Origin of the sequence: Actinomyces oricola, from assembly GCF_004104015.1 — a bacterium.
GTDB classification, from domain to species: domain Bacteria; phylum Actinomycetota; class Actinomycetes; order Actinomycetales; family Actinomycetaceae; genus Actinomyces; species Actinomyces oricola.
Map to the genome: position 1 here is coordinate 33,135 of NZ_RYFV01000025.1, position 17,621 is coordinate 50,755.

A 17,621-nucleotide genomic window follows, 5' to 3' on the forward strand; every position below is an offset into this window, starting at 1 on the left:
GTGGGCCCGTCGTCGTCCCCATCTGCGCCCCGCCCCCGTGGTGGGGCCAGGGGAGCCCGGGGACAGGACCGGGCCCTCCGCTTAAGGACCGGCGTCATATAGCGGGCGCCGAGACGAAAGGAAACCACGTGCTCATTGCACAGCGACCCACGCTCACCGAGGAGGTTGTCGAGGAGGACCGCCGCGCGCGGTTCGTCATCGAGCCCCTGGAGCCCGGCTTCGGATACACCCTAGGCAACTCCCTGCGTCGCACGCTGCTGTCATCCATCCCGGGAGCGGCCGTCACATCCGTGCGCATTGACGGGGTCCCCCACGAGTTCCGCACCATTGCCGGGGTCAAGGAGGATGTCGCCCAGATCATCCTCAATATTAAGGAGATCGTCCTCTCCAGCGAGAACGACGAGCCGGTCGTCATGTACCTGCGCAAGTCCGGCCCGGGCGCCGTCACCGCCGGTGACATTACCCCGCCCGCCGGCGTGGAGATCCACAACCCCGAGCTGGTCATCGCCACCCTCAACGAGAAGGGGAAGCTGGAGATCGAGCTGACCGTCGAACGCGGCCGCGGCTACGTGTCGGCCACCCAGAACAAGGACCCTAACGCTGAGATCTCGCGCATCCCGGTGGACTCGATCTACTCGCCGGTCAAGAAGGTCTCCTACGCCGTTGAGGCCACCCGTGTGGAGCAGCGCACGGACTTCGACCGGCTCATTGTCGATGTCGAGACCAAGGCCTCCATGACACCGCGCGACGCCCTGGCGTCGGCCGGCAAGACCCTTGTCGAGCTCTTCGGCCTGGCTCGTGAGCTCAATGTCGAGGCCGAGGGTATTGAGGTCGGCCCCTCGCCCATGGATCAGGCGCTCCAGCAGGACCTGGCGCTCATGATCGACGAGCTCGACCTGCAGGCCCGCTCCTCCAACGCCCTCAAGCGGGAGGGCATTCACACGGTTGGTGAGCTGGTCGCCCGCAGTGAGGCGGACCTGCTCGACATCCGCAACTTCGGTGCCAAGTCGATCTCCGAGATTAAGGAGAAGCTGGCCGAGCTGGGCCTGGGCCTCAAGGGCTCCCCGGTCGACTACGCCTCCGACGACAACGGCTTCACCAACCCCACATTCAGCGACGAGCAGCAGGCCTGAGGCCCCGCTCGGCATTTCATCTAGGAGACAACAATGCCTCGCCCCACCAAGGGCCGCCGCCTGGGCGGCTCCGCCCAGCACGAGCGCCACATGCTGGCCAACTTGGCCACGCAGCTCATCGTCCACGAGTCCATCACCACCACGGAGGCTCGGGCCCGCCGGCTGCGCCCCTACGTCGAGAAGCTCATTACCAAGGGCAAGCGCGGCGACCTGCACGCCCGCCGCACGGTCATGAGGAAGGTGACGGACAAGTACGCCGTCTACCGGCTCTTCGAGGAGCTGGCCCCCCAGTTCGAGGGGCGCAACGGCGGCTACACCCGCATTATTAAGACCCTGCCGCGCAAGGGCGACAACGCCCCGATGGCGGTGATCTCCCTGGTGCTGGAGCCGGTCGCCAAGAAGGAGGTCGTGGCCGACGCCGTCGCTACCGCCAAGAGGGCCGCACAGGAGGCCATTGAGGCCTCCGCCGACTCCGCTGACGAGGTCTGAGCGAGGCAGTCAGCGCACTCCAAGTTGGGCCACAGGTCCTAGATCATCCTGTCCGGGGTGAGCGCGGGGAGGGCCGGTCACCGGGAGGTGACCGGCCCTCCCGTTTTTACGGGTGGGGGAGCCGGCGGGCGGGAGAGCCCGAGCGCACCGGCCGACACCGCGCTGGAACCATGGATTTTTGCGCATTCTGCCAACCCTTGGAGGCGTCGGCGGGCCGTGAGCAGGAGCCTGGGGCGATGGCCAGAGGTGACGGGACCGAAAGAGGAAACGTGATTTTGCACGTCTCGGCTACGGACACAAGCCGGTATCTTGTGATATAAGTCATGTCAGTGGTGACGGGCTGGCAACGTCGAAGGTAGTCGCCTAGTCTCCCTGTAGCCGAGTTGTTATAGTCCTGAGGAGACACCATGAGGCTTATTAAGGCGGCTGCGGCGATGTTCGCTGCAGCGGCACTCGTCATCGCCCCTGCGGCACAAGCCGACGATGCCGAGATCCCTAATCCCGAGTCGCCTATCAAGGTCAGCAACATCAAGGTGACCAACAAGCAGGCTCACGCTTGGCAGCTTGTGGACCTCACCGCTGATTGGTCGGTGGACAACCCCCAGAGCGGCCAGACCATGACCATCACGCTCGGTGACGGGCTGCGGTGGGGCGCACGGACCGGCTTCGACCTCAAGCTGAAGGACACGGACATTGCCGTGGGTTCCTGCACAGCTGTAGCGGGTGGAACGACCCTGACCTGCACTCTCAACGACGAAGCCGCCAAGTGGGACACCCTCACCGGCACCCTGGAGGCCGCCAGCCAGATCAGCGACCAGCTCATCGGCCAGACCGGCTCTGAGATCACGGTGAACGGAACAACCGTCGCCGTCGTCTTCGGGGACACGAACGGCGATGGCACCTGCGACGTGGACTGCGGCGGCTTGCTCCCGGAGCAGGCGAGCAAGTCCATCTTCAAGAGCGGCTGGCTGAGCAGTAGGGGCGAGGACGGCACCTACAACTGGACCTGGAACGTCAACGTCTCCGGCTCCACGCAGTACACCGTCGTCGACCCCGGGGCGACCTTCAGCTCGGTCTACTGCACCAACTCCGACTGGTCCAACGGCTGGAGGGTGGACCCCACGGTGACGGATGACACCGTGGCCTGGACGGTCGACTCCACGGACACGGTCTGCCGCGCCCGTTTCTCCACCACGAGCACGACGGCCAGCGCGACGAATGCCGCGACCGTTAACGGCCAGGAGTACAGCCACACCGCTTGGATGAACGCCTGGGGCAAGGGCGACGCTGACGGCTCCATGAACCCGACCCCCACCCCCACGGAAACCCCGACGGTTCCCCCGTGCCCGCCGGCCCCCACGGACACCCCGACCGATGTCCCCACGGACACGCCGACTGATGTGCCTACGGACACCCCGGCCCCCACGTGCCCGCCGGCCCCGGCCCCCACGGACACGCCGACTCCCACGGTTCCCCCGTGCCCGCCAGCCCCCACGGACACCCCGACTGATGTCCCCACGGACACGCCCACGGATGTCCCCACGGACACCCCGGCTCCTACGTGCCCGCCGGCCCCCACGGACAACCCGACCGATGTCCCCACGGACACCCCGACTGATGTGCCTACGGACGCCCCCTCGGACACCCCGGCCCCGACGGCCACCACCACCGCCTCGACGACCTCTGGCCTGGCCAGGACGGGTGCTAACACCCTGCCCCTGGCGATCGGTGCCGGCGTCCTGGTTCTGGGTGGCGGAGCCGTCCTGCTCCTGCGCCGTCGTCGCCAGAACGGAGCCTGAGCGCCCCAGCCGAGCGTCACAGACTCCTTAACTAACGGTTTCGGGTCGCGCCCCTCCCGGGGGCGCGACCCGAAACCGTCTATGCATTCGCAGCGGGGGCGCCAGTGCGGTTTCTGCACCACGGTGCAGAAGGCGCTTTTAAGGTGCGGGTGCTCAGCGCCTGGCCATGGACCAGCAGCGGGCGCCTCCGGTCATTCCCGCCTCGTTGGGGACCACCATGACGTCCTCACCCATCTTGGCCAACTGGGCCTGGGTGATCCGGCGTGAGTTGCCGCCCCCCAGGTAGAGGCGGTCCCACAGATACATGGGCCGCAGCGCCTCGACCACGCGGCGCACCCGCCGCGACCAGTGGGCGTCCCCCAGGCGCAGACGCTCGTGTTCGCCAATGTAGTCGTCATAGGTCAACCCCCACCGCACCGGACCCTGGGAGACCTCGACGTGCGGGGCCAGGACGCCATTGTCGAACACGGCATTGCCCAGACCGGTCCCCAAGGTCACGATCATCTCCAGGCCGTGCCCGGTGACCACGCCTGCGCCGGCGACCTCGGCGTCATTGAGCACCAAGGAGGGGATACCCAGGCGCGTAGAGATCGCATGGCCCATGTCGAAGCGCGCCCAGGCCTCGACCAGCTCGGGCAGGACCCGCGAACGCGGCCCATCCTTGGTGATGTAGTGCGGGGTGGCCACCACCACGCCATGACGGATCATGCCGGGCATGCCCACGGTGACGCGATCGGCGGCCGGTAGCTGCTCGGCCAGTCCCACAATGGTGTCCACCAGGGTTTGTGGCGGCAGCGGGTAGGGGGTGGGGGTGCGTACGGCGCGCGAAATAATCGTGCCCTCGGCGTTCAGCACCGAGGCCTTAATACCGCCGCCGCCGCAGTCGACTGACAAGGTGGAGGGAGTGCTCACAGGCACGACGCTACTATTCCCCCGCCCCACCATGGTCGAATGAGCCCATGAGCACCTCAGAGCAGCCGGATGGACAGGTGCGCGTGCGCCTGGATCTGGCCTACGACGGCGGAGCCTTCAATGGCTGGGCCGCCCAGCCGGGGCTGCGCACTGTGGAGGGGGTTCTATCGGCGGCGCTGGCCACGGTCCTGCGCACCCCGGTGCGTTTGACCGTGGCCGGGCGCACTGACTCCGGCGTCCACGCCGCCGCCCAGGTCGCCCACGTCGACGTCCCCGGTCAGTGCTGGGCGGCACTGCCCGGGCGCGCCGCCCGCCCGCCCGCCGAGGCCCTGCTCACCCGCCTGGCCGGGGTGCTGGCCCGCGAGGCGCACCGGGCCAGGGCCTCCGGACTGCCGGTGAGCGCCCCGCGTGGCGCCAGCGACCTCGTCGTCACCGCCGCTACCCCGGTTAGCGCCGACTTCGATGCCCGCTTCTCCGCCCTGGAGCGCTGCTATATCTACCGCATCGCCGACGGCGGCCCCAGCAGTGCCCGCGACCCGCGTCGCCGGGGCCACGTCCTGTGGCTGGCGCAGGCCCTGGACGTGGAGGCCATGGTGCGCTCGACGGCCGGAATGCTGGGCGAGCACGACTTCTTGTCCTACTGCAAGCCGCGAGTAGGCGCCACCACGGTGCGCACGCTCACCAGACTGCACTGGGAGCGCTTGCCGGCCCGGAGCCCGGGGCCGGACGCGGGGCTGGTGCGGCTGACCGTTGTCGCCGACGCCTTCTGCCACTCCATGGTGCGCGCCCTGGTGGGGGCCGGCCTGGCTGTGGGGCGGGGGAGGGCCGCCCCCACGTGGCCCGCCGAGCTCCTGGCGCGTCGCAGCCGGGACCAGGCGGCGCCGGTCGCCCCCGCCCATGGGCTCACCCTGGAGTCCGTCTCCTACCCGCCCGAGGCCGAGTATGCCGCCCAGGCAGAGCGGGCCCGGGTGGTGCGCACGGCCGCCCCGACCCGCGGCGCGGGCGGCGCCGACAGGAACCGCGACGGGGCCGGCGGAACCGGCTGCGGTTGCTCCTAGGGAGGCCCGGCGTGGTGGGATTCACAGTGCTCGCGGGCGCGCGGCCGCGACGGCCGCGAGCTCGGCCCGGCGTGGTGGGATTCACGGTGCAGGGCTCACCGGTTCCTTTGACCCTGCTTCTGGGCGGCCGGTAAGGTGAGAAACTGTCGTGCAGCACGTGAAAGCGCGTCCGCGGTGCCATCCCACTCGCCCCGGATCGCCTGTGCTCCGACCACTCACCTGACCATGGTGGTCCCGCCGGGCTGCGACGTTCTAACGCACTTCGGCGTGCCCACCCGCCAAGAGAAACGAAGGCAACGCCCGTGCGCACGTATACACCGAAGCCCGGCGACGTCGAGAAGAACTGGTACGTCATTGATGCCACCGACGTCGTTCTCGGTCGCCTCGCGGCTCAGGCCGCGAGCCTGCTCCGTGGGAAGCACAAGCCCCAGTTCACCCCCAACGAGGACTGCGGCGACTACGTCATCATTATTAACGCTGACAAGGTCGTCCTGACCCATGGCAAGGCCGATAAGAAGTTCGCCTACCGCCACTCCGGCTACCCCGGTGGCCTCACCGCCACCCCCTACCGCGAGCTCCTGGCCACCCGCCCCGAACGCGTCGTCGAGAAGGCTGTCAAGGGCATGGTGCCCCACACCAAGCTCGGCCGCGCCCAGCTCAAGAAGCTCAAGGTCTACGCAGGCGGCGAGCACCCGCACGCCTCGCAGAGCCCGCAGGCTTTCGAGATCACCCAGGTCGCCCAGTAAGCGCCCTAGCGCTCGGCACCCCGCGACAAGCAAAGGACATATCGTGGCTGAGACCACTGTCGACATTGACGCGCTGGATGAGGACAACGCCCCCTCCAGCTACACCACTGAGACCGAGCGCGCCGGCGAGGGCCGCGGCCAGTCCATTACCGCCCCGGGCGCAGGCCTCGGTCGCCGCAAGGAGGCCGTCGCCCGCGTCCGCCTTGTGCCCGGCACCGGGAAGTGGACGCTCAACGGCCGCACCCTGGAGGACTACTTCCCCAACAAGCTGCACCAGCAGCTCGTGCGCGCCCCCTTCACCGTCCTGGACCTGGAAGGACGTTTCGATGTTGTCGCCCGCATTAACGGCGGCGGCATCTCCGGCCAGGCCGGCGCCCTGCGCCTGGGCATTGCCCGCGCCCTCAACGAGATCGACCGTGAGGCCAACCGGCCCACCCTCAAGAAGGCCGGCTTCCTCACTCGTGACGCCCGCGTTGTCGAGCGCAAGAAGGCCGGCCTGCACAAGGCCCGCCGCGCTCCGCAGTACTCCAAGCGCTGAGCGTCGCACTGCACGCCGACGCCCCGCCTACCCGCCCCGGCCAGTCCGGGCGGGTAGGCGGGGCGTCGGCGTGGGCGGGCCCGCGCACCGGTCGGCGCCCGGCGCGCGCCGCCACCCGGGCGTGCAATGATGGGGGGCGTTTCTGACACCAGGAGGACAACACATGGCTCGACTTTTCGGTACCGACGGTGTTCGGGGCCTTGCCAACGACCTGCTCACCCCCACCCTCGCCGTCCAGCTCGGTGAGGCCGCCGCCCGCGTCCTGACCAAGGACGGCCCGGCCTCCGGCCACTCGCGCTCCGGCCGCCCCAGGGCGATTGTGGGCCGCGACACTCGTGCCTCCGGCGAGTTCCTCGACCACGCCATTAGCGCCGGACTGGCCTCCTCCGGGGTGGATGTCACCCGGGTGGGCGTCCTACCCACCCCGGCGATCGCCCACCTGACCGCCACCCAGGACATTGACCTGGGCGTCATGATCTCCGCCTCCCACAATCCCTTCCCGGACAATGGCATTAAGTTCTTCGCCCGCGGCGGCTACAAGCTTGAGGACTCCGTGGAGGATGAGATTGAGGCGCTGCTCGGCAAGGTCACCGACCTGCCCACCGGCGCCGCCGTGGGCCGTGTCATTAAGGGCGAAACTGTTGCCGACCAGAACTACATCAACCACCTGGTGGACTCCGTGGCCACGGACCTGTCGGGTCTGCGCATTGTGGTGGACGCCTCTAATGGCGCCGCCTCCGTCGTGGGCCCGGCGGCGCTGCGCGCCTGCGGCGCAGAGGTGATCGCCATTAACGCCTCACCCGATGGTCTCAATATCAACGCCAGCTGCGGCTCCACCCACCCCGAGCAGCTCCAGAACTATGTCAGGGCCGTGGGCGCGGACATGGGCGTGGCCTACGACGGCGACGCTGATCGCTGCATGGCCGTGGACGCCGAGGGCAACCTCGTCGACGGGGACCAGATTATGGGCATGCTCGCCGTGGGCATGAAGGAGGACGGCACGCTGGGCTCCAACACCCTTGTCGTCACTGTGATGAGCAACCTCGGCCTGCTGCTGGCCATGCGCTCCCACGGCATCCGCATAATCCAAACCGGTGTGGGCGACCGCTACGTCCTGGAGAAGATGCTCGCCGGCGGCTACACCCTGGGCGGGGAGCAGTCCGGCCACGTCATTGACACCATCCACGCCACCACCGGTGACGGCGTGCTCACCTCGCTGCGCGTGGCCGCCCGCCTGAAGCGCACCGGTAAGTCCCTGGCCGAACTCGCCTCCATTGTCCAGCGCCTCCCCCAGATCCTGATCAACGTCAAGGGCGTGGACAAGGACGCGGCCAGCACCAACACCGTTGTCCAGAAGGCCGTCGCCGGTGCCGAGGAGCGGCTTGGAGAGACGGGGCGGGTGCTGCTGCGCCCCTCGGGCACCGAACCGCTGGTGCGCGTCATGGTCGAGGCCGCCACCCAGGAGGAGGCCGACGGCGTGGCTCACGAGTTGGCCGACGTCGTCAAGGAGCAGCTCAGTCTGTGAGGCGAGGACGGTTCCCCTCCGGGGCCGGGTGAGGACGGCCCCTCTTCCCGGGCCGCTCGCCGGGCGCGAGGGGGCGGAGGATGTCCCCCGCCGTTGCGCGCACACCGGTTCTGGAAGAGGGGAGTGATTGGATGTCCTTGTCTGGTGACACATCCGCCTGGGCGGTGCTCGTCGGTGTTACCGCCTCCGGGTCGCACGCCTCAGCGCACTGGTTTCAAGGTTTCCTGGCGTCTTGCCGCGAGCGGAACCTGCGCATTTGCGGCGTGGATTTCCACGAGTCCTTGCAGCAGGGGGTCACGCCCATTCCGGTCGAATGCTTGGTCACGGTGCCCGGTCCCTATACGAGCGAGTTGGGCGCGGAGCAGATTGCCGCGGTGGTGGAGGAGATCCGAGCGCGCTGTGGGGGTCAGGTGGTCCTGTCCACGGCGCTGCGGGAGAACTACCAGCTGCTCAACAGTCAGCTCGCCCAGGCGCTCGGGACGATGGCCAACGACATCGCCTGCATCAGGCTCATCCAGGACAAGCCGGCCTGCCGCCGGGCTCTGCGTCAGGCCGGCGTGCCTCAGCCGCAGAGCCTGCGGATCCTCGGTGCCGCGGCCGATGGGGCGCCGTTGTTCGGTGATGCGGCCGGCACGGGAGTCCCGGCACCCCGCCCCGCCCGGGGCGGCTGGATCGTGAAGCCGGCGACCGGAATGGGCAGCGTAGGCGTCCACCGCATCGCGTCGCTGGACGAATTGCCCGATCTCGGTCCCGAGGTCATGGCAGGGGGCTACTGTCTGGAGGAGTTCGTGACGGGGGCGGAGTTCTCCGTTGAGGGCCTCACCGTTGACGGGCGGGTCCGCGTCTACACCACGACCGCCAAGATGATCAACGAGCGTTACGTCGAGACCGGCCACCTCCAGCCGGCCGGGCCGGACAGGATCCCGGCGTCATGCCACCTGGAGGAGCAGCTCCAGACCTGCATTGACGCGCTGGGGATCCGGTGCGGGCACCTGCACGCCGAGTTCTGGGTGACGCCTGAGGACAAGGTCGTGTGGGGCGAGTTCCATGTCCGGCAGGGTGGGGACTTCATCGCGCCCGACCTCGTATCCGCGGTGCGCCCGGGGCTGGACTTCTACGGCGAACTGGTCGACTCCCTGCGCGGCCAGGCGCTGGGGCCGATCCCGCAGATGAGTCGCCACGCGGGCGCACGCTTCCTCGAGACCGCCGCCGGTACCGTCGTTGGCACCAGCCTGGACGGGCGGATCCCGGCCGGGACTTTCATCTACTGGGAATGCCGCCCTGGCGAGACGGTCCACGCCGTCAATGGGCTGCGCGCGCGTGCGGCCGCAGCCCTGGCGTGCGGCGATGACGAACCCGCGGTCGAGGCCATGCTGGCCGGCGCGATCGACGCCTGCGATGTGCGCGTTGACGTTGACCAGACCGGGCGCGAGTGACGAGCTGATCAGCGGCGCTCCTCGCCCACGGCTGGGCCGCAGCATTCTGCGGAATATAGCCGTCTACTCGGTGACGAACGCCGCAATGGGCTCACGGCTCCTGGCGGCTAGCCAGGTGCGATGAAGGAGGATAGGGCCCGTGACGCCCACCCACCGCCTGGCCCTCCTTGCGACGCCGCCGACCTGGCGCGGCAAGCCGGTGACCGGGCGAACCTGCGACCTGCTGGCGGTGCTGGCCGGCGGCCCGGATCCGCGGGTGAGCGACAGCGCCCTCATTGAGGCCCTGTGGCCCCAGGACGCCCCCGCCCGCCCCCTGCGGGCCCTGCACGTCGTCGTCTCCCGGGCGCGGGCCGCGGTGGGGCAGGGCGTCGTCGAACGCGCCGACGACGGGTACCGGCTGGCGCTGCCGGTGGCGGATGTCGATGCCCACGACCTCGCGCAGCGGGCGGAACGGGGGCGCGCCTGCGCCGCGGCGGGCCAGTGGGACCAGGTCCTGAACCTCACCGACGACCTGCCCGACGTGGCCGTCCCGGACGGGGCCGACAATGCGGCGGAGGCAGGGGCCCGCCCCCTCGCCCGGCTGCGGGAGCGCGCCGCCGCCCACGCCCGGGCGCTCCGCCGTGATCGCGCCCTGGCGCTGGAGGCCAGTGGTGACGCTGAGCGGGCCATCCCCCTCCTGCACGAGGCCGCCCGGCGCGACGCCGGGGACGAAGTCGTTCTGGCCGCCCTCATGCGCGCCGAGTCCTCGGTGCGCTCGCCCGCCGCCGCCCTGCGGATCTATGAGGAGCACCGCCGTCGGCTGCGCCCGCAGGGGGCCGTGCCGGGACCGGCCATGCGCGCCGCCCACGAGGCCGTCCTCGCCGCCGAGAACCCCGTGCGCCGCGGCCTGCAGCCCGCACCCGCGCACTTCCTGGGACGCCAGGCGGATGTCGCCGAGGTGCTCAAGGCCCTGAGCACCCACCGCCTAGTGACCCTCACCGGACCGGGAGGGGTGGGCAAGACAACCCTCGCCCAGGTGGTGGCGGCCCGCAGCCGCCGCCCCGCCGTCTACGTCATCGCCCTCGCCGAGATCGCGCCCGGCGCCGACGTGGTCAGGGCCGTGCTCGACGCCCTCGGGGGTCCCGCACCGGGAGACGGCGACCCGTACCGGTCCCTGAGCGGCGCCCTGGCCCAGCCGGGAACCATCCTGGTTCTGGATAACTGCGAGCACCTGGTCGATCCGGTCGCCGACCTCATCGGGCGGCTGTTGGCCACCTGCCCGGATTTGCGCATCCTGGCGACCTCGCGCCGGGCCCTCGACCTCGCCGCGGAGCATGTTCACCGCCTGGAGCCCCTCGACGCCGCCTCAGCGGATCGGCTCTTCCGCGCCCGCGCCCTGGCGGCCCGCCCCGGCCAGGTCATCGACGATAGGGAGCTTAAGGACCTTCTCCGCCGGCTCGACGGCATCCCCCTGGCGATCGAGCTGGCCGCCGCCCGCACCCGCACCCTGTCAGTCGGGCAGATCGCCGAGCGGCTGCCCGGCCGGCCCGGGCTGCTCACCGGTTCCCGCGACGCGCCGGCCCGCCAACGCACCCTGAGCGCGGTCATCGAATGGTCCTGGAACCTGCTCGACGCCGGCGAGCGCCGCGCCATGGCGCGTCTGGCGCTGCTGGCCGACGGCTTCACCCTGCACGCGGCGGAGGCGCTCATCGGTGCTGACGCCGCCGACCTCCTCGACGCCCTGGTGGCCCACTGCCTGCTCGTGGTGCGCGACCGCGGCCTGCCCCGCTTCCACATGCTGGTGACCGTCCGCGACTTCGCCCTGGCCGCGATGGCCGACTCCGGCGACGAGGCGGCCGCTCGGGCCGACCTGCGCGCCTGGGTGGTGGACCTGTGCTCCCAGATCCGATTCCCCATCGACGCCGGTGACTTCGGCGACGCCGACCGCCCTGAGGCGGGCCGGGAGGACCGCGCCTTCCAGCGGATCGTCGACAACGAGGTGGTCATTGTCCAGGAGCTCGACCGGCTCCTGGGGCAGGCCGAGGACCGGGGCGACGATCACCTCCCGGGGGACCTGCGCGACGCGATCTGCCTCATCGGCGCCGCCCTCATGCGACTGTGGAGCCTCACCTGGAGCTATGAGCGCATCGTGGACTATTGCTCACGCCTCATCCCACCCGCCGTGCAGCCGGCCCAGGGCCCGGGCGGCAATGAGGCGGGGCTGAGCGTCCTGGCCCTGTGCGTCACCCTATTCGGGCTCCTGGGCAACATGCCCGCCCGGATCCGCTCGCTCCTGCCCCCCTCCTTCGACGGCGAGGGGCGCTGGTCGGCCGTCAGGCGCTTCCTGCGCGCCGGCGAGGCGCAGTGGCCCGAGCTGGCCGGGGATCCTGACCCCTGGGTCGCCTGGGCGGCCACCCGCTGCCTGGCCGCCAAGCAGGAGGACGACGGGGACCCCCACGCCTCCCTGAGGACCCTTCAGACCCTCCTGGGTCGGCTCCACAGCACCGACCTGGCCGGGATCCACCTGCTCGAGCTGCATCTCCACCGGCTCCAGGTGCTCATGTCCCTGGGCCGATACGGCCAGGTCGTCGAGGCCTGCACGCGGGCGCAGGTCATCCTGGAGCGGATCCTGCCGAGCTGGGGCGGCTTCTTTCGCACGACGCTGCGACTGGAGGGCGCCTACTGCGCGGTCTACCTCGATCCGCGCCCGGAGACTGCCGACGCGCTGCTGGAGAGCCTGGATCCCGTCGACCTGCCAGGAGTCATGCGCTTCATCGCCCGCTCCGTGCGCGGAGAACTGGAGCTCACGCGCGGGCGCGTGCGCAACGCCGCCCTCATCCAGCGCGCGAGCCTGCGCTACGCCGGGAACTGGCGCTCCATCCTGGGGGCGGGATCCCAGTGGGAGCTCTATGTCCTGTCGATGTGCCTGGTCACGGACATCGAGCTCAGTGCGCACGACGCCACCGAGCTCGATGCCCCGGCGATCCGCCACCGGGCCGCTCATCTCCTGCGCGACATGCTGTCCGACCCCGCACCGCGCCAGCGCGACATCCCCACGATCATGGCCTTCGCGGCGGCCGTCGGCCTGTCCGCCATGGCCGCCGCGCCGGCGGACTCGGCGCGGCGGGGCGCAGGCGCCGAGCTGGTCGCCACGGCACTGGCGGTGGGGACCAACCAGACGTGCCGCCTGCTCTCCCACGACTACCTGCGCTCCCGCGCCGAAGGGCTCGACGCCCGGGCGCTGGCCGGGGCCGAGGAGCGAGCCCGGCAGCTGGGCCGCGCCGAGCTGGTGGCCCGCGCGGCCGGTCTCGCCCGACGCCTGGCGGGGGAGACCGGCTGGGGCCGCTGACGGGAGGGCCGCCTCGGGGCCCCGGTCGCATGGGCGGGCGGCGGCGCGCCGCCGAGGTGATGCACTCAGGCGTTGCGCCGCTGGTAGCGGGCGATCGTCAGCGGCGCCATGGCGGCCAGGACCACCAGTGAACCGATGATCGCCATGTACACGTCCCGGGTCGAGCCCGTGGCACCGTCGAGCAGGTAGCGGCTGGAGTCAATGATGTGCGAGACCGGGTTGTGGCGCACGAAGACCTGCAGCCACGAGGGCAGGGTACTCACCGGCACCATGGCCGAGGACAGGAAGGTCAGGGGGAACAGGACGATGACCGCGAAGGAGGTGACCGCCTGGGCTGAGGAGAAGACGGTGCCCAGGAACAGGAACACCCAGCACATCGCCCAGGCGCAGCCCATGGTCAGCACGGTGGCGCCGATCGCCCCCGACCAGCCGTTGCCCGGCCGGTAACCCATGACGACACCGGTCAGGAGGGTCAGGCAGACGCACACCAGGTAGCGCAGCAGGTCGGTGACAACCGGTCCCAGGACGGGGGCGATGCGCGACATGGGCACGGTGCGGAAGCGGTCGAAGACCCCCTTGTCCATGTCCTCGCGCAGGTCCACCCCCGCGCTCTGGCTGGTGGTCAGGGCGTTGACGACCATGAGCCCGGGCACGAGGGTGGGCAGGTATCTTTCAACGTCCCCGGCGATGGCGCCGCCTAAGAGCTGGGCGAACATGACGGTGAAGAGCACCGGCTGGATGAGGACGTCGTAGAACTCCCCGGGGTTGCGCGCCATTGTGATGAGGGAGCGCCAGGCCATGGAGGCGGTGTTGGGGATGAGGCGCGATTCGCTGAAGCGCGTGCCGGCGGGTGCTGAGCCGGATGCTCGGCCGGCTGCCGGGTCGGATACTGAGGCGGGTGCGCTGCTGGTGATGGCGGTCATGACGACTCCTGAGACTGGGGGGTATCGCTTGCGGTGGTGGGCTGGCCGGTGAGGGTGAGGAAGACCGAGTCCAGGCTGGGTTTGTCCACCGAGACGGCCCTGGGGGTCAGGTCCGAGCGCCGCAGGGCCAGGAGCACGTCGGTGGCCTGCGCGACATCGTCCAGGGGCGTGCGCACCTGCGCGCCGCGGTGCAGGACCGCCGGGATCCGCCCGGTAATGCGCTCGACGACGGCGGCGGTCGCCGCGCCGTCGTCGGGGGTGACCGGGCTCAAGGTCAGGGAGCGGTGGCCCACGCGGTCCTTGAGCTCATCGGGCGTGCCCTGGGCGACCAGGCGCCCGTTGTCGATAATGCCCACGAGGTGGGCGAGGCGGTCGGCCTCGGCGAGGTACTGGGTGGTCAGCACAATAGTGGAGCCGGAGTCCACGAGGGAGCGGATAATGCCCCACATCTGCTCGCGCGTGCGCGGATCCAGCCCCGTGGTGGGCTCATCGAGGAAGACCAATGGGGGAGTGGCAATGAGGGAGACCGCCAGGTCCAGGCGGCGGCGCATCCCACCGGAATAGGCGGAGACCCGCTTGCCCCCGGCATGGCTCAGCCCGAAGGCCTCCAGCAGCTCCTCGGCCCGCTCGCGCGAGCGCCGTCGGCCCAGCCCCAGGAGGCGGCCGAAGAGCCGCAGATTCTCGGTGCCGGTGAGCATCTCATCGACGCTGGCGTACTGGCCGGTCACCCCGATCATGGAGCGCACGGCGTGGCGCTCGCGGACCACGTCGTGGCCCATGATCCTCGCGCATCCGCCGGTGGGCGCCAGCAGGGTGGTGAGCATGCGCAGGGTGGTGGTCTTCCCGGCCCCGTTGGGCCCCAGGAGCCCGTAGACGATTCCGGTGGGGATCTCCAGGTCCAGGTGGTCGACCGCGGTGAAGGAGCCGAAGGAGCGGGTCAGGCCCCGGGTCTCGATGGCGGGGGCGTCCCGGTGCGGGACCGAGGGCTCAGGCGGTCGTGCTCGTGTTGCTGCGTCCATGCCCCGAGGCTGGACCCCCGCGCTTTCAGATCGGCTTCATCCCGGTGCCATCCGGTTTCACTCCCGCCCGCCGGAGGTGCGGACTGCCTCAATCCCGCCCGCCAGTAGCCCGGCGGCTACGAGAATCCCAGCAGCGCCTCGGAGGGCGTGCGGGCGAAGGAGGAGCACTCCCCGTCCGCGCGCCCGCCCTCCACGATCGCCGCGCCCATGCCCCCTCCGCCTCGGCGCGCATGTGTTAGCGGACGGAATCGGCCGTGCGGGCTCCACGACATCCGGGCTCGTCGACCCCGGCGTAGCCGAGTCGTCCGCGTGTCGCAATGATGGCGATGACGGCCAGACCAGCGAGTCCGAGAGCGCCGGGCCAGTTGGAGGCGGTCGTGTGCCCGGTCAGAACGCCCACCGCGAGCAACGCCCAGTTCACGCCGTTGTGACCGAAGATCACCACCGGTACAGAACCCCGCGACCCGTTGAAGAGCCAGGACAGGACGAACGACACGCTGATGACCACAATGAGATAGGCCAGATACTGGCCAGGATCCTGCCGCGCAGTGTCCCACTCATCGGTGAGGAACAACGGTGCATGCCAGAAGCAGTGAGCCACTCCGAGCACGAGCGCCGCCATCATTGGATGCAGTCGGCGTTGAAGCCGTGGAAGAGCGAAACCGCGCCAGCCCGGCTCCTCCTGAATCGGGCCGCCGAGGAGATAGACGAGGTAGGTGCTTATCAGCATCCCGAGCATCGCGGCTCCGCCCTCCTCGACGGCGAAGGTCGTGCCCGGCTTCAGCACATAGCCGGCGCCCACCGCCAGGGGGACGGCGGCGACGGCCAGGGCCCACCAGAGCGGACGCGCCCGCCATTGCATAAGGCGACGCCAGAACCGGCGTGCACCGTCGCGGCCCTCCGTCAGGCGGGTCATCAGCAGCGCCGCCGTAAATGGTCCGGCGAACAGCCCGAGCTGATTGACCACCACAATCGCGGGCAACGGCAATTCAGTCGGCAGCAGTCCGATCCCATTGCGGGAGAGCCACCATGGGCTCCACGCAATCCAGGAGCCGAGGTAGGCAAGAACGAAGAACCCCGCCACGGGGCGTCGCGCGAGCAGCTCGGTCATTACTGCCTGCTCCTCAGCCCGGCGCGCTGCGGCCGAGCTTTGCGGTAACGCCGTACGCCCACAGCCTGGTTAGAAGGGTTCCCACTCCGATCGCGATGACGGCGAGCGCGACGCCGCTGATGGTCCAGCACCCCCATGGCCTCTCTTCTCCCTGCGGTGAGGATGGTATCCCCTCACCCTGCGGTGAGGATGGTACCAAGCACCGTCCCCCTTCTCGATCGCACCGGCGCCCTTGAGCCGTTCCGCCAGAACAGGGCCAAGGCCCCAAGCGCCCGCCGCGCGCTGTGCGTTGATGCTGCGACTTGCACATTCTTTCCGCGACCTTGAATTTATGAACCGCGGAATCATGCGGTTCTGGCGGGTTGTGTCAGGGGTCTGGGAGGGGATGAATGTGCAACGGAGCGCTCCGATGCACATTCTTTCCTTGTCTGGGCGCTCTTTTCGCGGTGAATCGTTGGAATGGCGCCGGCCTCTCGGCTGCGGCGAGGGAAAGAATGTGCAATGACCGGCCTGGTGCCCGCCTCCTAGGGCCGGGGGTGTGGACGATGGCTCGCCTCAGCGGGCGACGTAGACCGAGTCAGCCGGGTGTGCCCGGATTGGGCGGCTTATCTCGGTGTTGACCCGTTCGATGGGGCTGTTCCACCAGATCTTCTTCCAGTGTTCGATGAGGAAGACCGCGAAGGCGGTCGGGGCCGGTTCGGCCTCGCGGAGCATGACCGCGAAGGCGGGCAAGGAAGTGTCCATCGACGTGGTGACCTGGGACGTGACGTGGCCGTGTTGGCGTACGGGTAGATGGCGTCGAGGTATACCCGCACGTTGCCAGCACATCGCTCCGCTGGGGCCTTCGTCATCACGAGCGACGGCAGTTGCTTTATCCGGCCCGCGTCCTCAGTGGGCATCGAGGACCTGCTTCAAGGTGGTCGCCGCGCTTATTCCGGCCGGCCAGCCGGCGTAGAACGCAAGGTGTGTGGCGACCTCGGCGAGCTCGTCGCGGGTCACGCCGTTGTCCAGCGCAAGATTCAGATGGGAACGGAGTTGATCGATGCGGCCCAGCGCGGTGAGGGCCGCTACGGTGATGAGGCTGCGATCCCGCGGTGACAGGCCGGGGCGCGCCCACACGTCGCCGAACAGCACCTCGTCGGTCAGCTCCGCCAGCTTCGGCGCGATGTCACCCACCAACTGCTGAGCGCGGCTCTTCTCCTGTGTCATGGCCTACCTCCTCAAGCTCATGGGAACGCGGCGAGGTCCCTGGCAACGACGGTAGGCCTGCAAGAACGATCGAGGGAGGAACTGCTATTACACTCACCGACGCCCATCCCTTGCGGATGCGCGTCACGAGATGTCGCTGGAGGACGGTTCCATCAGCGGGATCGTATGCCTCCAGAAGGTGCGCCGGTTCTCGGGGCTTACGCAGTGGGCTCAGGAATGGGGCTCATTTGTTTGGGGTAAACAGCGGTCTAGTCGAACGACTGACTATGAAGGTTATTCACAGGGGTTTGCGGGATTTCGTCGGAGGAGGCCGAAAAGGACGGTGGGTAACCGGGGGTGCGGAATGGAGTGGTTCCCGCCGCCTGGCGGGCTCCCCAGGTGGGTGACGTAAGAGA

The 17,621-nt window shown here is 69.6% G+C and carries 14 protein-coding genes and 1 pseudogene; 9 read left to right on the forward strand and 6 right to left on the reverse strand.

Features of this window, described 5'->3' with window-relative positions:
• Nucleotides 1–128 precede the first annotated feature (128 nt).
• The 3 genes and pseudogenes from EUC46_RS10010 to EUC46_RS10020 all read left to right on the forward strand — a co-directional run bounded on the left by EUC46_RS10010 (nucleotide 129) and on the right by EUC46_RS10020 (nucleotide 3,421).
• On the forward strand, nucleotides 129–1,133 hold the full coding sequence (locus tag EUC46_RS10010; protein ID WP_128774019.1) for a DNA-directed RNA polymerase subunit alpha: 1,005 nt from the start codon (nucleotides 129–131) through the stop codon (nucleotides 1,131–1,133).
• Between the two features lie 33 nt (nucleotides 1,134–1,166).
• Nucleotides 1,167–1,616: pseudogene (gene rplQ, locus EUC46_RS10015) on the forward strand (50S ribosomal protein L17); the annotation flags it as partial.
• A gap of 413 nt (nucleotides 1,617–2,029) precedes the next feature.
• Complete coding sequence (locus EUC46_RS10020; RefSeq protein ID WP_128774021.1) at nucleotides 2,030–3,421, forward strand: Ig-like domain-containing protein; 1,392 nt, start codon at nucleotides 2,030–2,032, stop codon at nucleotides 3,419–3,421.
• A gap of 153 nt (nucleotides 3,422–3,574) precedes the next feature.
• Here EUC46_RS10020 and EUC46_RS10025 read toward each other — a convergent pair whose 3' ends face one another.
• A complete protein-coding gene (locus EUC46_RS10025; protein WP_128774022.1) occupies nucleotides 3,575–4,366 on the reverse strand; it encodes an ROK family protein in 792 nt (263 codons plus the stop codon).
• Nucleotides 4,367–4,380: 14 nt separating this feature from the next.
• Between EUC46_RS10025 and EUC46_RS10030 the strand changes: the two genes are divergently transcribed.
• The 6 genes from EUC46_RS10030 (at nucleotide 4,381) to EUC46_RS10055 (ending at nucleotide 12,964) form a co-directional block, all read left to right on the forward strand.
• Nucleotides 4,381–5,391 (forward strand): tRNA pseudouridine synthase A, encoded by a 1,011-nt coding sequence (locus EUC46_RS10030; RefSeq protein ID WP_128774023.1) that lies wholly within the window; start codon nucleotides 4,381–4,383, stop codon nucleotides 5,389–5,391.
• Nucleotides 5,392–5,693: 302 nt separating this feature from the next.
• Nucleotides 5,694–6,137, forward strand: a complete 444-nt coding sequence (gene rplM, locus EUC46_RS10035; RefSeq protein WP_128774024.1) for a 50S ribosomal protein L13 — start codon at nucleotides 5,694–5,696, stop codon at nucleotides 6,135–6,137.
• Between the two features lie 43 nt (nucleotides 6,138–6,180).
• Nucleotides 6,181–6,675, forward strand: coding sequence for a 30S ribosomal protein S9 (gene rpsI, locus EUC46_RS10040; RefSeq protein ID WP_128774025.1), 495 nt, complete (start codon nucleotides 6,181–6,183; stop codon nucleotides 6,673–6,675).
• 163 nt (nucleotides 6,676–6,838) lie between these two features.
• Nucleotides 6,839–8,200 carry a phosphoglucosamine mutase gene (gene glmM, locus EUC46_RS10045; RefSeq protein WP_128774026.1) on the forward strand — a complete coding sequence of 454 codons (1,362 nt, stop codon included), beginning with the start codon at nucleotides 6,839–6,841 and terminating at the stop codon, nucleotides 8,198–8,200.
• A gap of 131 nt (nucleotides 8,201–8,331) precedes the next feature.
• Entirely contained in the window at nucleotides 8,332–9,636 is a 1,305-nt protein-coding gene (locus tag EUC46_RS10050; protein WP_164918806.1) for an ATP-grasp domain-containing protein, read from the forward strand.
• 139 nt (nucleotides 9,637–9,775) lie between these two features.
• Nucleotides 9,776–12,964: an ATP-binding protein gene (locus EUC46_RS10055; RefSeq protein ID WP_128774028.1), complete on the forward strand. Its 3,189-nt coding sequence runs from the start codon at nucleotides 9,776–9,778 to the stop codon at nucleotides 12,962–12,964.
• Between the two features lie 65 nt (nucleotides 12,965–13,029).
• On the opposite strand, the gene EUC46_RS10060 is transcribed toward EUC46_RS10055, so the two are convergent.
• The 5 genes from EUC46_RS10060 to EUC46_RS10080 all read right to left on the reverse strand — a co-directional run bounded on the left by EUC46_RS10060 (nucleotide 13,030) and on the right by EUC46_RS10080 (nucleotide 17,226).
• Nucleotides 13,030–13,878 carry an ABC transporter permease gene (locus EUC46_RS10060; protein WP_421701690.1) on the reverse strand — a complete coding sequence of 283 codons (849 nt, stop codon included), beginning with the start codon at nucleotides 13,876–13,878 and terminating at the stop codon, nucleotides 13,030–13,032.
• A gap of 5 nt (nucleotides 13,879–13,883) precedes the next feature.
• On the reverse strand, nucleotides 13,884–14,906 hold the full coding sequence (locus tag EUC46_RS10065) for an ATP-binding cassette domain-containing protein (RefSeq protein ID WP_128774030.1): 1,023 nt from the start codon (nucleotides 14,904–14,906) through the stop codon (nucleotides 13,884–13,886).
• Between the two features lie 235 nt (nucleotides 14,907–15,141).
• Entirely contained in the window at nucleotides 15,142–16,017 is an 876-nt protein-coding gene (locus EUC46_RS10070) for a CPBP family intramembrane glutamic endopeptidase (RefSeq protein ID WP_128774031.1), read from the reverse strand.
• Between the two features lie 555 nt (nucleotides 16,018–16,572).
• Entirely contained in the window at nucleotides 16,573–16,761 is a 189-nt protein-coding gene (locus EUC46_RS13475) for a transposase (RefSeq protein WP_164918807.1), read from the reverse strand.
• A 144-nt stretch (nucleotides 16,762–16,905) separates the two neighbouring features.
• The gene (locus tag EUC46_RS10080) at nucleotides 16,906–17,226 is read right to left on the reverse strand and encodes a carboxymuconolactone decarboxylase family protein (protein WP_128774033.1); all 321 of its coding nucleotides are present in this window, start codon (nucleotides 17,224–17,226) and stop codon (nucleotides 16,906–16,908) included.
• Nucleotides 17,227–17,621 lie beyond the last annotated feature (395 nt).

Excerpts from the sequence above, each read along its gene's own strand:
- EUC46_RS10020 (WP_128774021.1), top strand. The coding sequence starts at position 2,030 with ATGAGGCTTATTAAGGCGGCTGCGGCGATGTTCGCTGCAGCGGCACTC.
- EUC46_RS10025 (WP_128774022.1), bottom strand. The coding sequence starts at position 4,366 with ATGGTGGGGCGGGGGAATAGTAGCGTCGTGCCTGTGAGCACTCCCTCC.
- EUC46_RS10030 (WP_128774023.1), top strand. The coding sequence starts at position 4,381 with ATGAGCACCTCAGAGCAGCCGGATGGACAGGTGCGCGTGCGCCTGGAT.
- glmM (WP_128774026.1), top strand. The coding sequence starts at position 6,839 with ATGGCTCGACTTTTCGGTACCGACGGTGTTCGGGGCCTTGCCAACGAC.
- EUC46_RS10050 (WP_164918806.1), top strand. The coding sequence starts at position 8,332 with ATGTCCTTGTCTGGTGACACATCCGCCTGGGCGGTGCTCGTCGGTGTT.
- EUC46_RS10065 (WP_128774030.1), bottom strand. The coding sequence starts at position 14,906 with ATGGACGCAGCAACACGAGCACGACCGCCTGAGCCCTCGGTCCCGCAC.
- EUC46_RS10070 (WP_128774031.1), bottom strand. The coding sequence starts at position 16,017 with ATGACCGAGCTGCTCGCGCGACGCCCCGTGGCGGGGTTCTTCGTTCTT.
- EUC46_RS13475 (WP_164918807.1), bottom strand. The coding sequence starts at position 16,761 with ATGGACACTTCCTTGCCCGCCTTCGCGGTCATGCTCCGCGAGGCCGAA.
- EUC46_RS10080 (WP_128774033.1), bottom strand. The coding sequence starts at position 17,226 with ATGACACAGGAGAAGAGCCGCGCTCAGCAGTTGGTGGGTGACATCGCG.